This is a genomic window from Leclercia sp. W6, assembly GCF_003336345.1.
Classification (GTDB): Bacteria; Pseudomonadota; Gammaproteobacteria; order Enterobacterales; family Enterobacteriaceae; genus Enterobacter.
The window spans coordinates 4,342,317-4,364,550 of record NZ_CP031104.1; the positions used below are offsets into that span (position 1 = coordinate 4,342,317).

Consider the following 22,234-nt stretch of genomic DNA (forward strand, 5'->3'; position numbering starts at 1 on the left):
TTACCAGTGGCCGGGGATTCTTTTGCTCTAAGGAAACCAAAATGCACATGACACGTAATGATTCACCCGTAGCAAAGAGCAGTTCTGACCTGCTTTCCATGCTGGCAAAAGCCACGAAAGAAGGTAAGGCCGCAGCTGCTGATCTGTGTTCGACGCGTCTGGATAAGTTGGCCACACATGCCGCCAACGAAGGTTTGAGCGCGGCGGAGATTGTTGAGTTGTTGCGTGAAGAGGCCGCGGCCATTTGCAGCAAGGGTGGTGCAGCATGGCAGTAAAAATTCATAGCCTAAAAATTGCGCCACAGTATATGGATGCCGTAGTTGCTGGCCAGAAAAAGGCGGAGCTACGTCGTAGTGATCGCGATTATAAAGTTGGCGATTTATTGGCGCTGTGTGAGTGGAAGCACGGGAAATATACAGGTCGAGAATGGGCGTCTGTAATCACCCATATTTTACCTGCTGGGGATGTCATTGCCGGGGCCGAGGGCTGGTCAGTCTTATCCATTCGATCCCTTTCGCCTACTGATGCGCTCGTTTATATCTTTGATCAGGGTGGGGTGGACTATGTCCGTTAAAACCCCTCTCAAATGGGTTGGCAGCAAAGTTCGCCTCATGCCGCAGCTGCGTCACCACCTCCCGGAAGGTAAGCGCTTGGTTGAACCATTCGCCGGTTCTTGCGCCGTCATGATGAACACGGACTATGACGAATATCTGATCGCTGATGTGAACCCGGATTTAGTCAACCTGTATAAGGTTATGGCTTTCGACACTGACGCGTTTCTTAGCGAGCTGGAGATCCTGTTTTCTGCCGGGGCGCTGGGTGATACAGAGAATCGTGCTGTTTATTACTACGCGGTTCGGGACGCTTTCAATATGTCTGGCCGGGCTTTTGGTGACGAAAGAGTGGAGGCTGCGGCGCGTTTCATGTTCCTGAACCGCCACTGCTTCAATGGCCTGTGTCGTTACAATCGCCGCGGTCAGTTCAACGTGCCGTTTGGTAAGTACAAAAAGCCCTATTTCCCTGCTGATGAAGTGCGCGCGTTCGCTGAAAAGGCAAAGCGTGCAACGTTCGTTGCTGCTCACTATGCCGAAACGCTGGATATGGTGCGTGATGGTGATGTGGTCTATTGCGATCCCCCATACCTGACAGAGGCGGGAAATTTCACCGCTTACACTGAGGGCGGTTTTTCTCATATGGATCAGGGCAGGCTGGCGCGCAAGCTGCGTCGCCTGGCGCGGAAGGGTATCAGTGTCGTGGCATCCAACAGCGATGTGGAGACTGTGCATTATCTCTATGCCGGTTTTGAGGTTGTTCGCGTTAATGCCCCTCGCAGTGTTGGTGCAGCAGCTGCAAGCCAGAAAGTCGCGCCAGAGCTGATCCTCAAGTCACCGCTTGATTCTATTGCGAAGGCTTGCGCGTGACGCTGGCAGTTAATGGGCAACACCACGCCGTCGATGCCTGGCGGCGTGAAACCTTTGCGCCAGGCACGCCAGCGGATGCGACAATAACAGAACGTCGTCTGTGGGCTGTTAACCCTCATGATTACGATTTCCGGTCACAATACCTTCACGAAATACCCGACTGGCTGGCCGGGTATTTTGGCAACCGTTACGAAAAAATCTTTAATGGAAAAGACGGCCGTCGCCGTGCCAATGCGTTTCTGCGCCGTACTATCGGACAGAACGTATTGCCACGCCTGCGGAAAGTTACCGCCAGGTACGCACTGGCCGGTGATGCTCTCGATCTCCCCTTCGGAAAATCATTGTCACGTCTGCCGTCCCTTGACCGCCCGGAGCTGAAAAAGCTGGCCGGGCGTGTTTCTTCCTGGTTGTCTCAAGCATTCTGCGACTTTAGCGAAACGCTCGACGGTGCCACAAAGGATGATGTTGAGGTTGCGCGGCGTGTTGGCCGGGCGTTCGTTCACTTGGGCGAACTGGTGCAGACGATTAATTTCACCGCCCCTTATTGGGGATCATTCAAAGCCGATAAGCTGACAGAGCGCCAGGCTTATTCCGGCATCCTTCGAATGATGGCACCAGAGTGGTGGTATCTGCGCCTCAAGCGCGCCCGTGATCTGCAGCGCGAACATCTGGCCATTGCCGTAGGGCAGGTACAGAAAACGGCAAGTGCGTATGTTTCACGTAAGACCCTGGGCGAATGGATAGACCAGAAAAAGCGTAATACAGAGTTCTTCAAAAAGTTCGACCTGATAAATGAGGAAGGGGATCGTGTTTCGCTCGCAGATATGGTTTACGGCAGCGTGGCCAATCCGGCCATTCGTCGCTGTGAACTGATGGTGCGGATGCGCGGCTTTGAAGATATCGCCAACGAGCAGGGGCTTGCCGGGGAGTTTTACACCATCACTGCGCCGTCCCGTTACCACGCGGTACACAGCAAGGGTGGCTTTGTCGGTCAGTGGAACGGCTGTAATCCGCAGGATACCCAGAAATATTTATGCGGGGTCTGGGCTAAATGCCGGGCAGCGATCTCCCGTGCTGGTATTCACGTTTTTGGTTTCCGGGTGGTAGAGCCTCACCACGATGGAACACCACACTGGCACATGCTGCTGTTCATGCGCCCGCAGGACGTCGATGCCGTGCGCGATATTCTTTGCTATCACGCCCGTGCAGCTGACTCCGAAGAACTGCAATCACTCAACGCGCTAAAGGCGCGTTTTCACGTTGAGCCTATCGATCCAGAGAAAGGCAGCGCCACGGGCTACATCGCCAAATACATCAGCAAAAACATCGACGGTTTTGCGCTGGACGGCGAGCAGGATGAAGAAACCGGGGAGAGCCTGCGTGATATGGCTAAATCCGTTTCTGCGTGGGCGTCCCGCTGGCGTATCCGTCAGTTTCAGCAAATTGGTGGTGCCCCGGTGACTGTATGGCGTGAACTGCGCCGCCTGGGCGATCAGCGCCTGACTGACAGCCGGATGGATGCCGTACTCGCTGCCGCTGATGTGGGTGACTGGGCTGCGTATACCCAGTTGCAGGGTGGTGCGCTGGTTGCCCGTCGTGATCTGGTTGTTCGCCTGGCATATGAGATCACCGAGCAGGGCAACGAGTACGGGGAAGATGTGCAGCGCGTCCAGGGTATCTATTCGCCTTTGATCCCTGAGTCTGAGGTGTGCACGCGTCTGGTGAAGTGGCAGAAGGTTGCGAAGTTGGCCGAAGCGCCAGCGGAGGCTGGTTTTTCTGGCGGCAACGCCGCCCCTTGGAGTTCTGTCAATAACTGTACGGAGGGTGGAACCCGGAGGCGATTAAAGCTGGAACTGAATCAGCGGGGTTTCGCTGGAAGTGATGAGGAAGTGGACATTCTGCTGCGCGGTAGTGGGTTAATTTTTGGTGCAACAGCACTGATTTACCGACACGGAAGGTTGCAGGAGAAGCGAAGTAAGCCAGAGGAAGAAATGTGGCCGGGCTGGGGTTAGAAATTGTAAGTCGTTGGTTAATAAAATTTAACTTTACAACGTGCCTAAAATTTTATTCACAAAAGATGCTTTAGAGTGTACTGTATGTTTATACAGTTATTTCTACAGGGGTAAGCTGATGGAGCTGGTAGAAGTTGCAGCACGTGCCGAATTTATAGAGTTATTATCGAAGGTTGCATTGATTGAGAATGTGACTCGTCGGGAGCAGCAAATTGCGTTGGTATTGATCGGTGAATGGGCTGGAGAAATTAGCAAAGAAATAAAAAAGCCCCACGTTGGGGGCTCAGTTGGAAGCGGTTTTCAGTAGGTCCAGTGTCATTTGCTTTTGCTGTGGTGACAGTTTGCTAATCAGCTGCTGCAACATAGCATCACCCGATTTTGCGCTTGGGCTGAGCGTATGGGAGAACGTCAGGTTCATCACAAAAGTGTGGCCACACTCTACGTCAGCGCAAGCGCAATAAATATCAGCAATTTCCCTGTGTTTTCTATTCGTTTTTTTGATTATTGCTTTAGAACCGCAGTCGGGGCATTCAATTTTCAATACGCGCACTTTCCATGCTCCAAACGATTTCGGATGCCTGGATTTTAAACTGTTTTTCCTCATGCCGCACCGTTTCCCGTTCCGTTAGCAAAATTAAGTCGCAGATTTAGCGGGATTTCCTTATCGCTGTTGATCGCCTCCATAAAACGACGTTGCAGCGGGATAACCTCACTGCGTTTGTAAATCAGTTCGGCCTTTTCCGGGTCGCCCAGTCCTCCGGCGTTCTGCGCGATCTGCCCGGCCAGCCCGGCGGGGAAACGGTGGGCGTTGAGAATGTCCTGGGCGCTGATGTTCTTCACGCTGGCAAACTCATCCTTAGCAGAAATATCCCCCATCTGGATGAACTGCACGCCTTCTTTATCACCGCCTGGAATGTTTACCAGGATGGTTGAGAAGTTCCCGATCCCTTTGCTGTCACGCAGCTGGCGCTCAATCTCTTCTTCCACTTCATCGGTCATGCTCGGGTCACGGGTATAGAGAATGCCGCCCGTATGTGCGCCGTTGTGGTAGTAGCGGCGGCGGAAGATGACCGCTTCGCTGTTGAGTAGTGCGGAGTGGATGCCGCCAATGTAGTCCGGTAGACCGTAGATGTGCTGCTGCGGATCGTACATCCGCATAAAAATGACGTCCTCCGGCTGATAAATCAGCGGTTCGCCCTGCTGCAGTACAGCAAATTCCCCTGTTTTGCGGCGGCGGGTATACAGACCTGGCATCGGTGCGATGGATTCAACTTCACCCCAGCCGTTGCGGATTTTCACAAAGCCAACGTCGCCAAACGTGATGAAGTCAAACACGGCAGCTTCCATTTCGTCGCGGCTAAGCCCGCCGCCCTGATAGTCGCTCATCACCAGATTCTTGCGCGCATGGATGATGCCGCCGTGCTGGCCATTCAAGTTAATCAGCTGCGCCAGCGCCAGGCGGTCAATGGGAAGCGTGTAATGGTTCGCCTCGTTGTCGTACCACACATCGCTGTAGTCCGTGCCGGTAGTCAGTACCGGTTCAGGCTTGCCGAAGCGCAGAACGCTCATTTTTTTGGTGGGCTGCGGTGTGCTTTTGTCGTGTTGCCCGGCATATTTTTTCTTTCTGGTCATGCTGCTTTCTTAAGCCCCCATTTGGATTTTGGCTTGTTCTCATAGTTGAGCGGTTCGTTATGCAGGGCGTGAGTGATCGCCCAGAACGCTTCGGCGTGTCCGGTTTCCTGCGTGCGGTCTGCGACAAACGTCATGGCATTGCCGCTCTGCGTACTGGTGCGGCGAATGGCCATAAAACTGGCCGGGATCTCTTTCTGGTCTTTGTCCCACTCAATACGGCTGCTCTCCACCACGTCGCAGGCTTTGAGTACCAGCTGGTCTTTGGTGTTACGGTCATAGCGAATCGGTTTGGCCACGCGCAGGGCGAAGTGCTGGATATTTTCAAACACCCCTTGGCCTATCCCGGTAACGTCCACGCCGATATAGGTGAAGTTGTACTGCTGGAAGAGTTTCTCGATCTGCTTTGCCTGCCAGCGGAAGTTCATGCCTTTCCAGCTGAACACCCGCAGCACGCGGTATTTTTCCGGTGCTAGAATGGGTGGGGCAACGATGACGAAACACGACAGGTCGCCGCTGCGCGCAGGGTCGAATCCGCCCCATACCGGGCGATCACCAAATGGCCGGGCGGCGTCCGGGTTGTGATCCTGCCAGGTATCCGTTTCCACGGCGCAGGCCTCCAGGTCGGAGAACCTGAAAACGCTGTCTTTGCTGTCAACGAATACGCACATATACAGCATGCTGAACGTGGTTTCGTTGTACCGGTTGCGCAGGCGGTCAATGCTGGCCAGGTTAAACCCGCCGTTGATCGCATCTTCCAGCGTGATGACGTAGCGCCACTGGCCATCGGGGCAGGAGCGGCCACCGTCGCGCAGTTCGTCGAAAGTCGGGAACGGCACATGGGCGCGTTTCTTGCTGCCCTGTTTCCACTCTTCGCCCGTCCAGAACGGGTACGCCTGGTGCGTTTTGGCAGATGGCGTGGAAAAGTAGGTGGTGCGCCATTTGTCGTGGGTGGCCATTGCGGAAGCGACTTCGTTCAGCTTCGCAAAGTTGGGCACCCAGAAATATTCATCACAGTACAGGTGGCCGCTGTAGGACTGAGCGGTGTTTTTATTGGTGGAGAGGAAGCGCAGCTCTGCGCCGTTGCTCAGGCGGATCGGGTTGCCCGTCAGGGTGATGCCAAAATACTGCTGCGCAATGTTGACGATATAGCTGCGGAACACCTCGGCCTGCGGGCGTGACGCTGACAGGAAAATTTGCGGATCGCCCGTCATAACGGCATTTTCAAACGCCTCATACGCGAAATACCAGGTCGCCCCGATCTGGCGGCTTTTCAGGATATTACGGATTTGCTGGGCGATATTCAGGCGCAAATGCTTCTGATAGCCGAACAGGTTCTCTTCTGCAAAGGCGTCGAAATCTTCCTGCGTCAGCCCCGAAATATCATTCTTACGGTACTGGCGCTTTTTCCGTGGCTGGTCGTCGTCCTCATCGCCGCCGCCCTGGTCGCGGCGTTTACCCTGGCTTTCTGCCAGCTTCTCTTTGTGCTTATTACTCTGGGCGCGCAGCTTCGTGGCGTGAGCAATCAGCATGTCCATTTCTTTGAGTTCGAGATCGGTCTTTTCGTTTCGCCCGGCAAGCAGCTGGTAGCGGCGCTCAATCGCTTCCTCGGTGCTTTCATGGCTTAGCAGGTCAGCCCATTGGTATTTCTCCGCCCAGTAGTAAATGATCCGCGCATTCGGCAGATTTAAATCAGCAGCAATTTCTTTTGGGGTGGCACGGCGCAGATAAAGTGCGCGGGCAACGCCTTTTAATTCTTCGGAGTATTTAGCCATAGATTTAATTATGCCGTGGCTGATTATAAAAAACGGCGGCTTTAATTCGCAGGTGTTCGTTTATTACCGCTTATCCGAACTGACCAGAATTAATCTGGATGATGCCCGGTTATTTATTCGTAATAATCATCTGGCAATTACGGCGAGGCGAGGGGATATGTCCCATTTAAAAACTGACTGGCTGTGTATTGCCACCGAAGGGGATACGGTCGATGAGCGGCAGATTTATCGCGAGTGGATCATTGATATGGGGGAAACCTATAACGCTGAACACTACGGCGCAATGATTTGGCCGGAGCATTCACGGGACTGGGGAAATTGTGGCGAAGTTGCAGCGGCCATGTGGCAGGACGGAGAGGACGGACTTGCCAGGTTATACGCAAAGCTCACCCCCAATCTGAACCTGATTCATGCGAACCGCGAAGGCCAGATGGTTTATTTCTCCATTGAACCGGAAGAGAACTGGCGCGGCAGCGGCCGGACGTATCTCAAGGGGCTGGCGGTGACTGACCGCCCGGCAAGTGTTGGCACTACACGTCTGCGTTTTTCAGAAAAACGCAAGTTAACGAAGCAGGGATATTACGCGTGCGCAATGTCCTCTGATGGAAAAATTACGCAGGAAAAGAAAATGAAAACTCCGTGGCAAAAGCTGTTCAATATTGAACCCAAGAAAAAATTTGAAGAAGTGCCGGGCGATGACCCGACCAGTGACGACAAATTACAGGCTCTGGCAGAGGCGCTTAATGGTATTGAAGAGCGTCTGGCAAAAGTAGAAGAACAAATTGCAGCAGCGCAGGGCGATATTGAAACCATTGCGGAAGTGGTCGATACCGAAGAATTTGCCAGCCTGCGCGATAGCCTGCCAACCATTCTGGCAAATTTCAGCAAGCTGGATAAAAAAGTGACCACGCTGCCGCAGCGTCAGTTCGGCGATAAAAATAAAGGTAAAGGATTCAAGTTCCTTTAATCGCTTTTAAATAAACCTTTTCATTATTAATCGCGTCAACGCGGGGAATATCTATGTATTTAAATGAACGTGCGCGCCAGTTGATGAATGCGTTTTGCGCGGGCATGGCGAAGGATTACGGCGTTGCTGATACCGAACGTTATTTCGCCATGACCGACCCGAAAGAAACTGCATTGCGCCTGGCTCTGCTGGAATCTGTTGAGCTTCTCAACATGATTACCTGCCTGGACGTGGATCAGCTTTCCGGCCAGGTGATTAACGTGGGTGCATCAGGTCTGTATACCGGGCGCAGTGAATCCGGGCGCTTTACCCGCCGTGTGGGTGTGGACGGTAACGACTATAAGCTGGTTGAAACCGACTCCTGTGCGGCGTTGCGCTGGGATCTGCTTTCTGTCTGGGCTAACTCCGGCAAGACCGAAGATGAGTTCTTCCAGCTGGTACAGACCTTCTCTAACCAGGCCTTTGCGCTGGATATGCTGCGTATCGGCTTTAACGGTAAGAGCGTCGAAAAAACCACGAATTACGAAACTAACCCGAACGGTGAGGACGTAAACAAAGGCTGGCACGCCATCATGAAAGATTGGGATAGTGGCAAGCAAATCATCACCGATCCGGTCACGCTGGATGAGCAGGGTGATTACCGTTCCCTGGATGCGATGGCGTCCGATCTCATCAACACCAAAATTCCGCAGCAGTTCCGTACTGACCCGCGTCTGGTGGTGCTGGCTGGCGCTGACCTGGTGGCGGCTGAGCAGTTCCGTCTTTACCAGGGCGCTGACAAGCCAACGGAAAAAATCGCCGCGCAGATGCTGGGTAACACCATCGCCGGGCGTCCTGCAATGGTGCCGCCGTTTATGCCAGGTAAGCGTATGGTCGTGACCATGCTGCCTAACCTGCATATCTACACCCAGCGCAATACACGTCAGCGTAAAGCTGAGTTCGTGGATGACCGCAAGCAGTACGAAAACAAATACCTGCGAAACGAAGGTTACGCCGTCGAAGTACCGGAGCTGTATGCGGCCATTGACGAAAACGCCGTGACCATCGGTGAGCTGGCCGAGCCTTCGGAGGGCTGATAAATGGCACTGTCACCTGCGCAACGTCACAACCAGAAGATTGCCGTACAAAAGCAGCTGGAGCGCCGCCAGGCCGTCGAAAGTCTCGACAGTCTGCATGTGCAAATCCAGGCGCTGAATCAGGATGTGGCCTGGCTTCGTACCCTGCCGACGATATCCGACCGGGTTGCGTATAAGCGTGACGTGCTGCTGCCGAAGTGGATGCCGACAGTAACAGCGTATCTGGATAGCGGCAGCATATTTGCTCACCCGGTCTTTGCCTGGTGCGTGATCTGGCTTTTTGATGCCGGGGATCTGGATAAGGCGCTGGAGCTGGCAGATATCGCCATTGCGCAGCAGCAGCCGACGCCGGACAACATCCGCAGCACCTTCCCGGCATTCGTGGCCGATACGGTGATGGCCTGGGCGGAAAGCACGGCGGCGGCGGGGGAAAGTATCGAGCCGTATTTCTCACGCACCTTTGAGAACGTCACCACGCGCTGGCGGCTGCATGAGGAAATCACAGCGAAGTGGTTCAAGTTCGCCGGGCTGCTGCTGCTGCGTGATGACAGTGGCCAGCCCCGCGCCACGGCGGTGGAGGACGCGGAAACGCTGGAAAAAGCCGCTGTGCTGCTGGCGACGGCAGAAAAACTTTATAAGCGGGTGGGTGTGGGGACGATGCGAAACCAGATTGCGGCGCGCCTGCGCAGCCTGGCAAAAGAACAATAACGACTACCGCAAGCCGGGCGGGCGCGGATGAGGGCAACGCACGATGTGCTTTGTGCCGTGGACTCCGGTCAGCCCGCCTTTTTCGGGGGAGCCATGTTTAGCGGGAATCCGATTAACTACAACGATGAGCCGTTGACCAATAACGGCTTCTGGCCAGACCTGAACCTTAAAGATTTTCAGGCGGCGCGCGCCATTCCGCCCGATATGGACGCGGGAACCGTTGGCCAGGCATTACTGGCGGCGGTAACGGAGGTGAATGCGGGGCTGGCCTCTGTGGAAGAAAAGCACCGGGCGGCAGGTCATGCCACTGCGGCCAGTGTGCCGGGCGTCAGCCTCGGCGGGATTAACGGGCTTTGTGCGCAGTACACCAAAGCGGTGTTTGCCCGCGCTAAGGCCGATTTGCTGGGAGAGTTCGCCACCATTGGGCGGCGTGACAGCCACCCGGGGCAGGAAAGCGAGGAAACCCGCGCCGGGTTACTGGCGGAGTCCTCTGTCACCATCCGGCTGATCAAAGGGCTGAAACGGGTAACGGTGAGCAAGGTATGAGTGAAACACAGCTGGAATCACTGACCGCCTTTTTCCGGGCAAATGTGCCTGAGCGCGCCATGCAGGGCTTTACCAGCCTGATTGATGAAATGCGCATTATTCCGGCCGCAAAAGATTTGGGGCTGGGGCAGTACCGCCAGGCGGTGATTCGCTACAGCGCGCAGCTGGCCTGGGAGCGTTTCCCGTACCGGCTTTGCCCGCCACAGCTGCTGGTTTCGCTGATGGAAGCCTGGCTGGATGACTACGGCAGCACCGTTATGGATGAGCTGGGTATCACGGATGCCGAACCGGACTGGGATGTATCCCCGGAGGATGAGGAAACCGCCGTGGTGGTTCTGACCATGCCGCTGGTTGAAGAACTGGTGATCCGTCAGGACGAAAACGGTGCTATCCCGTGGCGCGGTGAACGCTGGTCACTCGTTGACCCGGAGGTGCTGACGGCATTCAGTGCGACGGTATTCAGTACCGATCCCGCTGGCGCACCTGCGGGTGACGCCTGATGTTTGCAGGCGGTGAGCTGAATAAAAAGCAGCTGGCCGAACTGCGGCAGGCGCTGGCCAGCCTGGAACTGCCACCCAAAAAACGCCAGCGGCTGCTGTGGCGCCTGGCGAAATACGGACTGATTGCCGCGGCTAAGCGCAACGTCCGTAACCAGCAGTCACCGGATGGCCAGCCGTGGCCGGGGCGCAGGACAAAGCGCAGGGGGGAGATGCTGCGCAACATGCCGAAGCTGCTGCACATCCGGGAAATGCCGGAAATCGCCGCCGTTAGGGTGTATCTGCAGGGGGGTGGATACCGCAACGGTGAAACACCGGTTCCGGCCGGGGTGGTGGGTTACGCGCAGCAGAACGGCATGACGATGCGCGTAAACCGCAGCGGTAAGGCGAGGGGGAGTAACAGCGGCAAGATGGCCACGGTGTCGCAGGCCAAAAAACTGCGGTCACTGGGTTATCAGGTGAAGCGGGGCAAGCGGATGGTTAAGCCCACGTACAAGCAGCTGATGGAAACCATGAGTTACGACCAGGCCGGATTGCTGATCCGCAAGCTGCTCGGCAAAACGGTGAAAAACAGCTGGACGATTGATCTGCCCGCCCGTGCCTTCCTCGGCATGAGCGATGAAGAATTTAACAAGGCGCTGGCGCGCCAGCTGCAGGCCATCGGCTTTGGCTGGGACGTGAACGCGCAGGACATAAGGGGTAATTCATGACCTGGCCGTTAGTGGATGTGAACCAGGTAAATCAGTTGCTGGGCGAGGTGACGGAAGTCGAACGCGCGGCGCTGTTTATCGGTAAAGGTACGACCAACACCGGGAAAACTATCGCGGTGAACGCGCAGACGGACTTTGATGCTGTGCTGGGTGACGGCGATTCGCCGCTGAAAAGCGATCTGATCGCAGCCCAGGCGAACGCCGGGCAGAACTGGTGGGCGTTTGTTCACGCCCTGCCGGCAGACGCGGCAGAAAAAGACTGGGTGGACGCCGTTATTGCGGCGCAGGTTTCCTGTTCGGTTGAAGGTGTCGTGCTCTGCGATGACGTCAGTACAAAGGCAACGATCAACGATGCCGCCACGCTGCGCTCAAACCTGATCGCGAAGTTTGGCCGCTGGGTGTGGTTCGCGCTGGCCGTCGAAGGATTCCAGCCTGATGAAGACCAGGCGGAATATCTGGTGCGACTCTCGGCACTTCAGGCAGGCATTGCAGAAAAGGCGGTGCAGCTGGTTCCCCGTATCTGGGGCAACGAGCCGGGTGTACTGGCAGGACGGCTGTGTAACCGTGCCGTCACTATTGCCGACAGCCCGGCGCGCGTCAAAACCGGGGCACTGCTGAGTCTGGGCAGTGACGATCTGCCGAAGGATGGCACGGGCAAAACGATTGAGATTGCGACGCTGCAGGCGCTGGAATCGCAGCGTTTCAGCGTGGCGATGTGGTATCCCGATTATGACGGCATCTACTGGTCTGACGGACGCACGCTGGACGTTGAAGGCGGTGATTACCAGTCGATTGAAACGGTACGTATTGCTGATAAAGCGGCGCGCCGGGTTCGTCTGCTGGCCATCGGCAAAATCGGGGATCGTTCGCTGAACAGCACGCCGGGCAGTATTGCCGCGCACCAGACGCTTTTTGCGCGCCCGCTGCGGGAAATGTCGAAAGCCGCTGAGATTAACGGGGTGTTGTTCCCTGGCGAAACGAAGCCACCGCAGGACGGGGATGTGCAGATCGTCTGGAAAACGAAAAAGCACGTCGAGATTTACATCGTGGTTCGCACGTATGAAGTGCCGCTGCAAATCACGATCAGCCTGCTGCTTGACCAGAACACGGAGGCCAGCGCATGAGCAAGCGTATTTCAGGCATGTCGTTTGACGTCTATGTGGACGGCGATCTGGTACATGTCGAGGCGTGTACCCTGGACATTACCGACAACACGACAGCGGCCACCACGCACGGCGTGCCGGATGGTTACGTTGATGGTGACGTGACGGCAGAGGGTGAGCTTGAGCTGGCAACAAAGGCCGTTGCGGTGCTCAAGGCGCGGGCGCAGCAGAACGGATCATGGCGCGGTATCCCGCCGCTCGATCTCCTGTTCTACGCGAAAGCGGGCGATGAAGAAATCAAGGTTGAGGCGTTCGGCTGCAAACTGAATCTCTCCAGCCTGCTGAACATCGACCCCAAAGGAGGCGCGGTATCCACACGCAAATTCAAGTTTGTCGTGACTGACCCGCGTTTTATCAACATCGACGGCATCCCGTATCTGGAAGCGGAAGCCACGGAAAACCTGATCGGTTAAGGCGCAGTATGCAGGAACATGAAAAAAGCCTTCTCTCATTGCTGTTAATCGGTGCCCTGATTGCCATTGGCAAGGTGCTGTCTGGCAATGCCCCTATCACGCTGCGCCATTTTGCAGGGCGCGTGATCCTGGGCAGCTTTGTGTCGGTGATGGCCGGGGCTGCGCTGATTCAAATCCCGAACGCCAATCCCCTGGCGATTCAGGGGCTGGGGGCGGCGCTGGGTATTGCCGGTTATCAGGCAGTTGAATTGTGGTTGCGCCGTCGCGCAGCCGGGAAAAAAGAACGGAGCGAAGCACAATGACACTGAGCGAAAAGCAGCAGCTGTTCACCATCATGGTGGCCAATCTGGTGTTGTGGGCTGAAACCCACGGATACCGCCTGACGTATGGCGAAGCGTACCGCACGCCGGAACAGGCAGCACTGAACGCGAAAAAGGGCAGCGGGATCGCGAACAGCCTGCACACGCAGCGCCTGGCCGTGGACTTTAACCTGTTCATTAACGGCCAGTATCAGGACAAAAGCGAAGCGTATCTGCCGCTGGGTGAATACTGGGAGTCGCTGGGCGGCAGCTGGGGCGGGCGATTCAAGTCCAACCCGGACGGCAACCATTTCAGCCTGGAACACAACGGGGTGCGCTGATGACAACTGGCCAGTGGTTGATTGTGGTTGCGGTGGCGTTCGTCTGGGGCTGGCTGACCGCTGACTGGCGGCGCGACAGTCTGGAATTATCGATCTCCACGGCGGCAACGGCGGCGGCAAATAAAACCCGCGCCACCACGCAGACCATTGCCAGCGAGTCAGCGCGCAGTCTGGAAAACAAACTGGAGGCGCTGGCCAATGCGCAACCGCGTGAAATTCGCACCGAAATGGTTAAGCCGGTTTTTACTAACGTGTGCGTGTCTGATGAGTTTGTCAGCATGTTCAACGAAGCCGCAGCCAGAGCAGGGCGTGCCCTATCAGGAAAACCTCAAAACAAAGTGCCCGGAGGAACTGCCGCGCCTTGAGGGAGTCACCGGGGCATTAGTCGCCGGGGCGTTACTTAATTATCAGGATTTATATTCCGTCTGCGCGGCGCGACATAACACGCTCGTGGATGAAATTAACCAGAGAGAAAGATTAAATGAGCGAGAAAATTAAATTAGCTATTGCAGGTGTTGAGCTGTTATTTGAGCCAAACGTGACCGCCTATAACAAGTTCATTAATGATATGTCGATGGATAACAAAGTCGCCCCGGCGGTCAGTTATTTAAAACGTATCGTGGCAACGGAAAGTAAAGCTGCGCTGGAAGACTTTATTACCCGTCCGGGTGTACCGCTGCAGCTGGTTGCGAAAGTGAATGAAATTTACGCGCCAGAGCTGGAAATCGAAGTAAAAAACTAACGGCGCGAGTCCATGCGATTGAATCAAATGGACTCAGCCAGTACGTAATATTACGCCGCCATTATCTCCCGCACGGGGACGATAATATTGATGATATCGCCGCTGCCGTCTGGCTGGATAACCGCTACTGGGAAAATATGAAAGTAGCGGTAGCCAATGGAATAGGAACCGCGTTTAAAGGCTCATAATGAAACAACTGGATTTTACATTAAGCCTTATCGACAAATTAACGCGCCCGTTAAAACAGGCGCAGACGTCGGTGACGGATTTTGCTGATAAATCAAAAGATGCGTTTAAACGTATTGGCGTGGGCGCGCTGGCCATGTGGGGCGTCGCGCAGACGGTGCGCGGCGCACTCTCTCCGGCTATTGAAATGTTTGATGCGCTTAACGAGGCCTCCGCGCGGGGTATCGACAGCACATCCCTGAAAACCGTCCAGCGTGATGCGCTGCTGTTCAGCGCCACTTACGGGGCAAGCGCCGTCGAGTTCGTCAACTCTACGGCGCAGATTAACGGGGCGATTGACGGTCTGACGGCGACAGAGCTGCCGAAGATGACCAAAGTCGCCAATACCCTGGCCTTTGCGATGAAAGCCACCTCTCAGGATACCTCTGAGTTTATGGGGCAAATGTTCGCCAACTTTAAAAGTGACGCTGACCGTCTGGGCAAGGTGCAGTTTGCCGAGCAGCTGGCAGGGAAAATGACGGTGATGCGCCAGCGGTTCGGTGTCGAAATGGGTGCTATCAAAGACCTGATGGAAGGGGCGCGCGGCGTCGGGAATAACTTCAACATCGGGATTGATGAGCAGCTTGCCGTGCTGGGGCAACTGAGCCGCAGTCTGGGATCGGAGGCCAGTGGTGCCTACGAGTCGTTTATGAACAGCGCGGTGGACGGCGCTAAAAAGCTGGGACTGTCCTTCCAGGATGCTCAGGGGAATATGCTCTCGATGCCGGATATGCTCATCAAGTTACAGGGCAAATACGGAAAGAGCCTGGAGGGCAACCTTAAGGCACAAAAAGAACTGGATGACGCGTTCGGTGACAGTTCGGCGGTGGTGAAACAGCTGTACGGCAACATTGATTCGCTGCAGCGCAACATCACTGAGCTGGGCGGCTCTGACGGTCTGAAACGTACCCAGGAAATGGCCGCGAAGATGGTTAAGCCGTGGGACAGATTTGTGGCCATCCTGAATGCCGCGCAGACCGTGATCGGACTGACGCTACTGCCCGTGCTGTATCCGCTGCTGAATAAGCTGGCCGATATGGGTGCCACCTTTGTGAAGTGGATGCAGATGTTTCCCAACATCGCCCGTGTCGTGGGATATGTGACGTTGGCCATACTCAGCGTGGCCGCAGCCGGTGCGCTGGCAAATATCGTGATGGGTGTTTCGTTCTTTGTGATGACTGGACTCACGGGGATCTGGAAAGTATTCACAGCTGTAACAAAGATTAATACCGCCTGGTTATGGCTGAACACTAAAGCGAGTCTTGCCTGGGCAAGCGCAATGAAGTTTGCACGGGGAGTAATTTTAGCCCTGCGTATGGCGGCGATATCCGCCGGGATCGGCATCAATCTTATGAGCTGGCCAATATTGCTGATCGTAGGTGCGATTGCCCTGCTGGTTGCCGGGTGCTGGTTGCTGGTTAAGAACTGGGAAGCCATCAAAGCGGCGGTGATGAACACCGCGGCGTTTAAGGTGCTGGCCGAAGCGGTGAGCTGGGTGGCTGGAGTGTTCCAGAGTGCATGGCAGTCAATCACAGATGGCTGGAACAGTTTTGTGGCGTTGCTTACCGGCTTTTCTCCTCTGGATTCACTGGCGGGGATGGCAAGCGGCATCGTGGGCTTATTCGATAATGTTTGGAATACCATCAAAGCCACGTTTTTAAATTCATGGAACTGGATTGTAGAAAAGCTGAATAAAATTCCGGGGGTGGATATATCACTTGCCGGGGGAAACGGTGAACAGCCCATAACGCAAAATACGTTATCCACGGGCGGGAAATTAACGGGCGTTGAAAAAGGCGGTATCAGCAAAACCATAAATAGCAACGCCAAATCTGTTACCGACCAGAGTAAGCATTACGGACAGGTAAATATTTATCCGAAGGAAGCGATGACGCCGGGACAACTTGCGGAATGGAGCGAGCTGCAATGAGTGAGCTTTTATATATCGATTTACTGATTGAGGGTCGGAATTTCGTTCTTAACTCCGGGAGTGAGCCTGTGCTTTGCAATAACAAGCAAAGTATTGGACAGGATATTGTGCATTCAATTCTTGAAAGCGGTCTTGCTACTGAATTAATTGCCGAACGCAGTCCGACCATGCGTGGAGATATTTTAACCCGGCTGGAATTACTTATTGAAAGTGATGAGCGAATAGAGCCGGGAACGGTGGTGATTACAGAGGAAAGCGTAAAGCGCCTGTGGATCACTGCGGGTACATGGGATTTTGGTTCGGTATCGGTTAGGGCGGAATTATGACAACGAAGCCGGATGTTGATTTTAACGAAGTGGTGAAGAAAAGCGGAATGCCGACCACGGCGGAGGAGCTGCGCACGCAGTTCAACGCCATCGCGGAAGAAGAGGGGCTGATTACCAATACCTCCCGTATGTCGCCCTTCTGGCGGCTGATCACGGCCATCGTGACCACGCCCGTTCTGTGGCTCAAAGACGTCCTGGTAACCACGGTGCTGGCGAATATGTTCGTGGCCACGGCATCCGGCCAGCTTCTGCGCCTGCTGGCGTGGGCGGTGAACGTGACGCCGAAACCCGCCGTTGCCGCCCAGGGCGTCATTCGTTTTTACAAAATGGATGCCCGCGCCGTGGTCACGGTGAAGGCGGGAACGCGTATCCAGACTGAGCGCATTAACGGGGTGGTGTACGAGCTGGACACCACGGCGGACTTTACCATTACCGCCGATATGGCCAGCGCCCTGATCCCGGTAAAAGCTTCCGCCGCGGGCGGCGCATGGAACCTTGCGCCGGGCTATTACCGTATTTTGCCTGTGGCCGTGGCGGGCATCAGTCGCGTGGTCAATGAGGATGACTGGTTGACCACGCCGGGCGCGGATGAGGAGAGCGATGACGAGCTGCGCGAACGCTGCCGAAACCAGTTTAACCTGGTGGGCAATTACCACACTGACGCGGTGTACCGCTCAATGATCGCCAGCGTGGCCGGGCTGAGCATCGACCGCATTTATTTTGAGCATGACGCACCACGGGGGCCGGGTACGGCAAACGCCTATCTGCTGCTTGATACGGGAGTGATTTCTCAGCCGTTTATTGACGCAGTGAATGACCATATCACCGGGCAAGGAAACCACGGGCATGGCGATGATATGCAGTGTTTCCCCATGCCAGAAACCCTGCATCAGCTGAATGTGACCGTGTATGTGGAGAACCTGGCGAATCTTGCTGTGGATGAATACACCGCCCTGCAATCCGGCGTTGAAAACCTGATTCGCAGCGCGTTCCGGGAAAACAGTGATTTTGACGTGAAGCGCACCAGGCCGTATGACCGGTTTTCATTTTCAAACCTCGGGCGCGAGCTGCACAAAGCCTACGCGGTAATCGACTCTCTGGCGTTTTCGCTGACCGATATCGTCAGCGATCTGAATGTCCCGCGTTTGTCCGATCTGACCGTGGAGCTGAAGGATGCCTGATTTTCTGAAAAAGCTGGCGTCAATGGCGCTGCCGTTCTGGATGAACGAAGGGGAGCCGAAAAAGCTGCTTGCTGCCGCCCGGCGATTCTGGGCGCGGGTCTATGGCTGGATCACCTGGCCAGTTAACCAGTTTGATCCGCTGACTTGCAATGAGGCGTTGCTGAACCTGCTGGCCTGGGATCGGGACATTGCCCGATTCAAGAGCGAGCCCCTGAGCCTGTTCCGTAAGCGCGTGGCTTATGCCTTTGTCAATGCCCGGGATTCCGGGTCGGTTGCCGGGTTTATTGCCATTTTTGAGCGCCTGGGGATCGGCTATGTGGAGATGCTGGAGCGCCAGCCTGGCATTGACTGGGACATTATCACCGTGCGCGTCTCTGACAGTCAGTTAGCGGCCAACACGGAACTAATGATCCAGATTATTCGCCAGTACGGACGAACCTGCCGTCGTTACCAGTATGAGGTGATGACGACGCTGAAACTTTTTATCAATGCCGGCTGGGATGAGGGGGAGCTGATCTGTTACAGCGCCCGCGAGCCTGTAAGCGGCACTGACCGGGAATACGGGGAATACATGACATTTCCCGCTGTATCACATAACGAAAATAACGCCGTGTTTGGCGCAAAATTATAGGTGCTTTTATGAGTCAGACCGTTATCACCCAGGCCTTTGAGGCACTGAAAGCGCAGGAAGCAGCCAACCACGGCGTGGTTACGCTGGATGAATTTGTTTTTGCCAGTGTGCCGAACCTGAACATTACCGATCCCATCAGCCGCACCGAAACCCTGCCGCCCGCGGCGCAAATCGTGCACCGTCAGGCCGTCAGCAAGACGGGCATGGTGAACAGCAACGCCGTGGTGTATTCGGTAGTGCTGGGCGCGGACGTGGGCGATTTCGAATTTAACTGGGTAGGTCTGCTCAATAAAGCCAGCGGCGCGGTGGCCATGATTGTGCACGCACCGTCGCAGAAGAAAATTAAGACCGCCTCCGGCCAGCAGGGAAACGTGTTAACCCGTTCCTTCCTGATGGAATACAACGGCGCGTCGACGCAGACGAATATCACCACGCCTGCTGACACCTGGCAGATTGATTTCACCGCGCGTCTGAATGGCGTGGATGAGCGTATCCGTCTTGAGAACATCGACACTTACGGCGCAGCCTCTTTCCTGAAAGACGGCTTTCTGGTGTCGGGTGCTAACGGTAACTATCAGGTTAAAAAGGGTGTTGCGTACATCGAAGGGTTGCGCGCTGAACTGCTGTTTGATCAGGCTGTGGCGGTTGCTAAAAGACCGTCAAAAATTTGGGTCGATGTTTGCTGGCGCGGAACGCTAACCAGCGTCTGGGCGACGGCTACTAAAATCACCGTGGCGGATACCCTGGCGAATTATGTTACCGGCGATGAGCAGCATTACGTTTTTGCTATCGCCAACATTCTCGCAGACGGTTCTGTTATTGATCTGCGTCAGGCGAGTGTGATGGCTCAGGTTATGGGGTGGTCCGCAATGCCGGATACCGTTCCTTACTTTGACAAAGATTCGAAGCTCAAAACATCTGCGATAAGTGATTTTGGCCGCGAAATGCTCGCTGTTTCTGACGCTCAGGGTGCACTTTCAGGTCTTGGCCTTACTGACCCTGATCAGGGTGATACAGGAGTAAGCGTGCGGCAACCGTTTACTGGAGCCGTTGCGCGCACGCAGCATGATAAGAATGCTGAAGCAATTACTCCGCAGGATGCAGGTGCAAAAGGTGACGGTAAAGCTGATGACACTGCGGCATTTGATGTGCTGGAAGCTGGCGTAACCGGTCAGTTAATTGATTTGGGTGGAAAAATTTATAACGTGGCGAAACCATATTATAAGAATCAATACACAAACGGTTCATTTGTCATTGACGGCTCACTGCACCCGGCCAGCTTCGATCTCAATGCGCTACGCTATAAGAAAATCTGCGCCACCTTCTACACTGGCGATGTCGATATCCCCGGGCAAACACCGATCTTCGACGGCGCTGCCGGGGTATTTCAGGCGTTCTGTCTCGTTCCGGCCAACGGGCAGGTGAAGATGTACGTCACCCAGCGCGCCACCGGCCCGCTGCCGTTTTTAGGTAACTTCCTCAAGAATGAGACTTACCGGATCGTCGAGTACACGTTCAAAGAAGATGGTTCGCAGATACTGTCCACGGCGTTCTCACAGCCACTGACCACATGCGGTCATGCGAACATGCTGGGGTATCGCTACGAAGGGAGTGAGCTGTATTTCTATACGGGCGCGCCTAACGACTCGGAAACTGATACGACGCTTGGCGGCAAGGGCTTTACGCGCGTGCACTGGAAAGGTAGCGCCACAAGTGACTCTGACGTTACCCGCTATGAAATGTTTGATCAGCCGACCACTATAGGCGGCGTGTACAACACCCATTGCCGCACGAACGTTACCGTTTCCCCCGATGGCAAGTATCTGCTGCTGGTCACTGACGATACCATGACCGGCGACCACGCGGCGCTGATTTACGACCTTGATACGGTGCTGGCATCAACGAATCTCAAATCGCTGGTTCCGTTACACGAATTCCGTGTGCCATCGTATTACAGCAGCCCACTGCAGGGCATTGCGATGAACGATAAGTACGTTTTCGTGTATTACGACTGGGAGGTAAACACATCCGCGCTAAAGATATTCGACTTTGCGGGCAATCTGGTTTCGGACATCGACAACATCGATTTTCTGCGGACCGTTCATACCCGCGATGAGTATCTGGGTGGCTTCGGTGTGCTCACGACTTTTGAGTCTGAGAACGTGACGCTGTTCGGTAATGATCTGTATGTCGGTTATCGGGAAATCTGGTACGAGATGGGCACCATCGTCAGCTACGATGGGAAATTCTATACCCCGCGCGCGGCCACCACAGGCAACCCACCGAACAACTCCGCATACTGGATGCCCGTTAATATCTCCACAGGTGCTGTGCCGTATTCTGCGACGGCGGCTTACACAGTTACCGGGGCGAAGAAAGCAAACCTGAAACGTGTAGTAAAGATTGGAGCACTGAAAGAAAGCAGCTCTGTGCCGATTCAAGGTCGGCCGGGCAATCCCACCGGGCCGAAGTTGCGAGATCCTAATCTACGTTACATCGCTAACTCAGGTTCATTTCAGTGGGAGCGCTGGGAAGAAAACACTAAACGGTTCCTGACTACGCTGCGCGTAAGTGAGGCCGGTAACTGGTATTTCCATGACTCATCTCCTGGTGCAGCAGTTACACCAGGAGTCATGCTGTCATCACGAAGTAACGAAGTTGCTGGCGTGACCACTCGCTATGCACGTATTCGCGGTGGGGATAACTACGGCGGTAATACCTTCTGGTATGCCGCTGATGATTCAAATAAGCCGGGCTCGATTGTTGAATATGTAGGAGCAAATAACACCACGTCGCGCGAAACCAATCAGTATGGCGAGACGGTTATTAAATCGAATACTGATGCCTCAAAGGTCCCGCTACGCGCTGATGTGCAAGGCACTGGGGACTTTATCCGCGGCTCACGCTATGACACGGTTTATTTCGGCATCCGCACATCGACCGTGAATACGATCATGACTTCGCGCAGCGGGAACTCGTTTATCTTAGGCGCGAGTTCATCAGTTGACGGGTTTACAAGCGACACCACTGCGCGCGTTAACATCAATATCACCGACATGGCTTTCCGCCCAGACGCCGATAACAACCTCGACAACGGCAAGGTTAACTACCGATGGAAACAGCTTTTCGCGACTAACAGTTCCATCGGTACGTCTGATGAAACCCACAAAACCAGACCGCGCAACATTGCCCTGGCGGAAGTTACAGCCTTCGCCGCCATCGCCCGCCTGCCGAGCGTGTGGCAATGGCTGAGTAAATACCAGGTTGAAGGTGATGATGCGCGACTCCACGCTGGGCCCACTGTACAGGCCGCTATCGCTATTATGGAAGCGAACGGACTAGACTGGAGCCGTTACAGCGCGTTCTGCTATGACGAGTGGGAAAACCAGTACGAGCCGGTGCTGGCCCTGCGGAAGGTTGAAAAGGAGATCATGGTAGAGCGTGAGGGGTTCGAATACCCTGAATGGGTGGAAGTGGACGAAGAGTATGACACTGGCGAAAAAGTTCTGATTAAACCGGCCGGATCGGTCTATTCCTTCCGCAAGGAGGAATTGCTCTGGTGGTGTTTGCGAGCCATGGTAAGCCAGTTTGATGATCTGGACGCTCGTATGCTCCGTCTTGAAAGTGTGGCGGAGTAAGGCT

26 protein-coding genes are annotated in these 22,234 nt (G+C 54.9%); 23 read left to right on the plus strand and 3 right to left on the minus strand.

The genetic code is table 11. The features are described 5' to 3' along the window. Positions 1-41 precede the first annotated feature (41 nt). The 5 genes from DVA43_RS21320 to DVA43_RS21340 all read left to right on the plus strand — a co-directional run bounded on the left by DVA43_RS21320 (position 42) and on the right by DVA43_RS21340 (position 3,740). Entirely contained in the window at positions 42-275 is a 234-nt protein-coding gene (locus DVA43_RS21320) for a DUF2732 family protein (RefSeq protein WP_103177077.1), read from the plus strand. Continuing rightward, positions 266-574 carry a DUF3850 domain-containing protein gene (locus DVA43_RS21325; RefSeq protein WP_114316643.1) on the plus strand — a complete coding sequence of 103 codons (309 nt, stop codon included), beginning with the start codon at positions 266-268 and terminating at the stop codon, positions 572-574. Before DVA43_RS21320 ends, DVA43_RS21325 begins: the two co-directional genes overlap by 10 nt. Beyond that, complete coding sequence (locus DVA43_RS21330) at positions 564-1,421, plus strand: DNA adenine methylase (RefSeq protein WP_114316645.1); 858 nt, start codon at positions 564-566, stop codon at positions 1,419-1,421. The genes DVA43_RS21325 and DVA43_RS21330 overlap by 11 nt, the downstream gene beginning before the upstream one ends. Next, the gene (locus tag DVA43_RS21335; protein WP_114316646.1) at positions 1,418-3,433 is read left to right on the plus strand and encodes a replication endonuclease; all 2,016 of its coding nucleotides are present in this window, start codon (positions 1,418-1,420) and stop codon (positions 3,431-3,433) included. Before DVA43_RS21330 ends, DVA43_RS21335 begins: the two co-directional genes overlap by 4 nt. Before the next feature lie 118 nt (positions 3,434-3,551). Continuing rightward, complete coding sequence (locus tag DVA43_RS21340) at positions 3,552-3,740, plus strand: hypothetical protein (RefSeq protein ID WP_047743701.1); 189 nt, start codon at positions 3,552-3,554, stop codon at positions 3,738-3,740. Here DVA43_RS21340 and DVA43_RS21345 read toward each other — a convergent pair. From DVA43_RS21345 to DVA43_RS21355, 3 genes are read right to left on the minus strand one after another with little or no spacing between them, the layout of a single operon-like run. Beyond that, positions 3,717-4,037: an ogr/Delta-like zinc finger family protein gene (locus DVA43_RS21345; protein ID WP_047743703.1), complete on the minus strand. Its 321-nt coding sequence runs from the start codon at positions 4,035-4,037 to the stop codon at positions 3,717-3,719. The genes DVA43_RS21340 and DVA43_RS21345 overlap by 24 nt on opposite strands. Beyond that, entirely contained in the window at positions 4,034-5,065 is a 1,032-nt protein-coding gene (locus tag DVA43_RS21350) for a phage portal protein (protein WP_114316648.1), read from the minus strand. Before DVA43_RS21350 ends, DVA43_RS21345 begins: the two co-directional genes overlap by 4 nt. Further along, positions 5,062-6,837 (minus strand): terminase large subunit domain-containing protein, encoded by a 1,776-nt coding sequence (locus DVA43_RS21355; RefSeq protein WP_114316650.1) that lies wholly within the window; start codon positions 6,835-6,837, stop codon positions 5,062-5,064. The genes DVA43_RS21350 and DVA43_RS21355 overlap by 4 nt, the downstream gene beginning before the upstream one ends. A 157-nt stretch (positions 6,838-6,994) precedes the next feature. Between DVA43_RS21355 and DVA43_RS21360 the strand changes: the two genes are divergently transcribed. The 18 genes from DVA43_RS21360 (at position 6,995) to DVA43_RS25395 (ending at position 22,230) form a co-directional block, all read left to right on the plus strand. Further along, on the plus strand, positions 6,995-7,804 hold the full coding sequence (locus DVA43_RS21360; RefSeq protein WP_114317182.1) for a GPO family capsid scaffolding protein: 810 nt from the start codon (positions 6,995-6,997) through the stop codon (positions 7,802-7,804). Positions 7,805-7,857: 53 nt separating this feature from the next. After that, positions 7,858-8,880 (plus strand): phage major capsid protein, P2 family, encoded by a 1,023-nt coding sequence (locus DVA43_RS21365; RefSeq protein WP_114316652.1) that lies wholly within the window; start codon positions 7,858-7,860, stop codon positions 8,878-8,880. Positions 8,881-8,883: 3 nt separating this feature from the next. After that, complete coding sequence (gpM, locus tag DVA43_RS21370; RefSeq protein WP_114316654.1) at positions 8,884-9,588, plus strand: phage terminase small subunit; 705 nt, start codon at positions 8,884-8,886, stop codon at positions 9,586-9,588. A 93-nt stretch (positions 9,589-9,681) separates the two neighbouring features. After that, positions 9,682-10,134, plus strand: coding sequence for a head completion/stabilization protein (locus DVA43_RS21375; protein ID WP_114316655.1), 453 nt, complete (start codon positions 9,682-9,684; stop codon positions 10,132-10,134). Then, the gene (locus tag DVA43_RS21380; RefSeq protein ID WP_114316657.1) at positions 10,131-10,634 is read left to right on the plus strand and encodes a phage tail protein; all 504 of its coding nucleotides are present in this window, start codon (positions 10,131-10,133) and stop codon (positions 10,632-10,634) included. The genes DVA43_RS21375 and DVA43_RS21380 overlap by 4 nt, the downstream gene beginning before the upstream one ends. Beyond that, entirely contained in the window at positions 10,634-11,341 is a 708-nt protein-coding gene (locus DVA43_RS21385) for a hypothetical protein (RefSeq protein ID WP_114316658.1), read from the plus strand. Before DVA43_RS21380 ends, DVA43_RS21385 begins: the two co-directional genes overlap by 1 nt. Then, positions 11,338-12,465, plus strand: coding sequence for a DUF2586 domain-containing protein (locus tag DVA43_RS21390; protein WP_114316660.1), 1,128 nt, complete (start codon positions 11,338-11,340; stop codon positions 12,463-12,465). Before DVA43_RS21385 ends, DVA43_RS21390 begins: the two co-directional genes overlap by 4 nt. Then, positions 12,462-12,917 carry a phage protein gene (locus DVA43_RS21395; protein ID WP_047743718.1) on the plus strand — a complete coding sequence of 152 codons (456 nt, stop codon included), beginning with the start codon at positions 12,462-12,464 and terminating at the stop codon, positions 12,915-12,917. The genes DVA43_RS21390 and DVA43_RS21395 overlap by 4 nt, the downstream gene beginning before the upstream one ends. 8 nt (positions 12,918-12,925) lie before the next feature. Then, a complete protein-coding gene (locus DVA43_RS21400; RefSeq protein WP_147271043.1) occupies positions 12,926-13,219 on the plus strand; it encodes a phage holin family protein in 294 nt (97 codons plus the stop codon). Further along, entirely contained in the window at positions 13,216-13,557 is a 342-nt protein-coding gene (locus DVA43_RS21405) for a M15 family metallopeptidase (RefSeq protein ID WP_103177063.1), read from the plus strand. The genes DVA43_RS21400 and DVA43_RS21405 overlap by 4 nt, the downstream gene beginning before the upstream one ends. Further along, positions 13,557-13,922, plus strand: a complete 366-nt coding sequence (locus tag DVA43_RS21410; protein WP_114316662.1) for a hypothetical protein — start codon at positions 13,557-13,559, stop codon at positions 13,920-13,922. Before DVA43_RS21405 ends, DVA43_RS21410 begins: the two co-directional genes overlap by 1 nt. Positions 13,923-14,038: 116 nt before the next feature. After that, on the plus strand, positions 14,039-14,299 hold the full coding sequence (locus tag DVA43_RS21420) for a putative phage tail assembly chaperone (protein WP_114316666.1): 261 nt from the start codon (positions 14,039-14,041) through the stop codon (positions 14,297-14,299). 95 nt (positions 14,300-14,394) lie between these two features. Beyond that, a complete protein-coding gene (locus DVA43_RS25390; RefSeq protein WP_371414043.1) occupies positions 14,395-14,487 on the plus strand; it encodes a hypothetical protein in 93 nt (30 codons plus the stop codon). Further along, positions 14,487-16,454: a phage tail tape measure protein gene (locus DVA43_RS21425; RefSeq protein WP_114316667.1), complete on the plus strand. Its 1,968-nt coding sequence runs from the start codon at positions 14,487-14,489 to the stop codon at positions 16,452-16,454. Before DVA43_RS25390 ends, DVA43_RS21425 begins: the two co-directional genes overlap by 1 nt. Then, the gene (locus tag DVA43_RS21430) at positions 16,451-16,780 is read left to right on the plus strand and encodes a DUF2590 family protein (RefSeq protein WP_114316669.1); all 330 of its coding nucleotides are present in this window, start codon (positions 16,451-16,453) and stop codon (positions 16,778-16,780) included. The genes DVA43_RS21425 and DVA43_RS21430 overlap by 4 nt, the downstream gene beginning before the upstream one ends. Next, a complete protein-coding gene (locus DVA43_RS21435) occupies positions 16,777-17,961 on the plus strand; it encodes a baseplate J/gp47 family protein (RefSeq protein WP_114316671.1) in 1,185 nt (394 codons plus the stop codon). Before DVA43_RS21430 ends, DVA43_RS21435 begins: the two co-directional genes overlap by 4 nt. Further along, positions 17,954-18,592, plus strand: coding sequence for a phage tail protein (locus tag DVA43_RS21440; RefSeq protein WP_114316673.1), 639 nt, complete (start codon positions 17,954-17,956; stop codon positions 18,590-18,592). Before DVA43_RS21435 ends, DVA43_RS21440 begins: the two co-directional genes overlap by 8 nt. An 8-nt stretch (positions 18,593-18,600) precedes the next feature. Next, complete coding sequence (locus DVA43_RS25395; protein WP_114316675.1) at positions 18,601-22,230, plus strand: phage tail protein; 3,630 nt, start codon at positions 18,601-18,603, stop codon at positions 22,228-22,230. Positions 22,231-22,234 lie beyond the last annotated feature (4 nt).

Excerpts from the sequence above, each read along its gene's own strand:
- DVA43_RS21325 (WP_114316643.1), top strand. The coding sequence starts at position 266 with ATGGCAGTAAAAATTCATAGCCTAAAAATTGCGCCACAGTATATGGAT.
- DVA43_RS21375 (WP_114316655.1), top strand. The coding sequence starts at position 9,682 with ATGTTTAGCGGGAATCCGATTAACTACAACGATGAGCCGTTGACCAAT.
- DVA43_RS21365 (WP_114316652.1), top strand. The coding sequence starts at position 7,858 with ATGTATTTAAATGAACGTGCGCGCCAGTTGATGAATGCGTTTTGCGCG.
- DVA43_RS21405 (WP_103177063.1), top strand. The coding sequence starts at position 13,216 with ATGACACTGAGCGAAAAGCAGCAGCTGTTCACCATCATGGTGGCCAAT.
- DVA43_RS21410 (WP_114316662.1), top strand. The coding sequence starts at position 13,557 with ATGACAACTGGCCAGTGGTTGATTGTGGTTGCGGTGGCGTTCGTCTGG.
- DVA43_RS21360 (WP_114317182.1), top strand. The coding sequence starts at position 6,995 with ATGTCCCATTTAAAAACTGACTGGCTGTGTATTGCCACCGAAGGGGAT.
- DVA43_RS21320 (WP_103177077.1), top strand. The coding sequence starts at position 42 with ATGCACATGACACGTAATGATTCACCCGTAGCAAAGAGCAGTTCTGAC.
- DVA43_RS21330 (WP_114316645.1), top strand. The coding sequence starts at position 564 with ATGTCCGTTAAAACCCCTCTCAAATGGGTTGGCAGCAAAGTTCGCCTC.
- gpM (WP_114316654.1), top strand. The coding sequence starts at position 8,884 with ATGGCACTGTCACCTGCGCAACGTCACAACCAGAAGATTGCCGTACAA.
- DVA43_RS21390 (WP_114316660.1), top strand. The coding sequence starts at position 11,338 with ATGACCTGGCCGTTAGTGGATGTGAACCAGGTAAATCAGTTGCTGGGC.
- DVA43_RS21385 (WP_114316658.1), top strand. The coding sequence starts at position 10,634 with ATGTTTGCAGGCGGTGAGCTGAATAAAAAGCAGCTGGCCGAACTGCGG.
- DVA43_RS21440 (WP_114316673.1), top strand. The coding sequence starts at position 17,954 with ATGCCTGATTTTCTGAAAAAGCTGGCGTCAATGGCGCTGCCGTTCTGG.
- DVA43_RS21400 (WP_147271043.1), top strand. The coding sequence starts at position 12,926 with ATGCAGGAACATGAAAAAAGCCTTCTCTCATTGCTGTTAATCGGTGCC.
- DVA43_RS25395 (WP_114316675.1), top strand. The coding sequence starts at position 18,601 with ATGAGTCAGACCGTTATCACCCAGGCCTTTGAGGCACTGAAAGCGCAG.
- DVA43_RS21435 (WP_114316671.1), top strand. The coding sequence starts at position 16,777 with ATGACAACGAAGCCGGATGTTGATTTTAACGAAGTGGTGAAGAAAAGC.
- DVA43_RS21340 (WP_047743701.1), top strand. The coding sequence starts at position 3,552 with ATGGAGCTGGTAGAAGTTGCAGCACGTGCCGAATTTATAGAGTTATTA.
- DVA43_RS21425 (WP_114316667.1), top strand. The coding sequence starts at position 14,487 with ATGAAACAACTGGATTTTACATTAAGCCTTATCGACAAATTAACGCGC.
- DVA43_RS21420 (WP_114316666.1), top strand. The coding sequence starts at position 14,039 with ATGAGCGAGAAAATTAAATTAGCTATTGCAGGTGTTGAGCTGTTATTT.
- DVA43_RS21345 (WP_047743703.1), bottom strand. The coding sequence starts at position 4,037 with ATGAGGAAAAACAGTTTAAAATCCAGGCATCCGAAATCGTTTGGAGCA.
- DVA43_RS21380 (WP_114316657.1), top strand. The coding sequence starts at position 10,131 with ATGAGTGAAACACAGCTGGAATCACTGACCGCCTTTTTCCGGGCAAAT.
- DVA43_RS21430 (WP_114316669.1), top strand. The coding sequence starts at position 16,451 with ATGAGTGAGCTTTTATATATCGATTTACTGATTGAGGGTCGGAATTTC.
- DVA43_RS21350 (WP_114316648.1), bottom strand. The coding sequence starts at position 5,065 with ATGACCAGAAAGAAAAAATATGCCGGGCAACACGACAAAAGCACACCG.
- DVA43_RS21395 (WP_047743718.1), top strand. The coding sequence starts at position 12,462 with ATGAGCAAGCGTATTTCAGGCATGTCGTTTGACGTCTATGTGGACGGC.
- DVA43_RS21355 (WP_114316650.1), bottom strand. The coding sequence starts at position 6,837 with ATGGCTAAATACTCCGAAGAATTAAAAGGCGTTGCCCGCGCACTTTAT.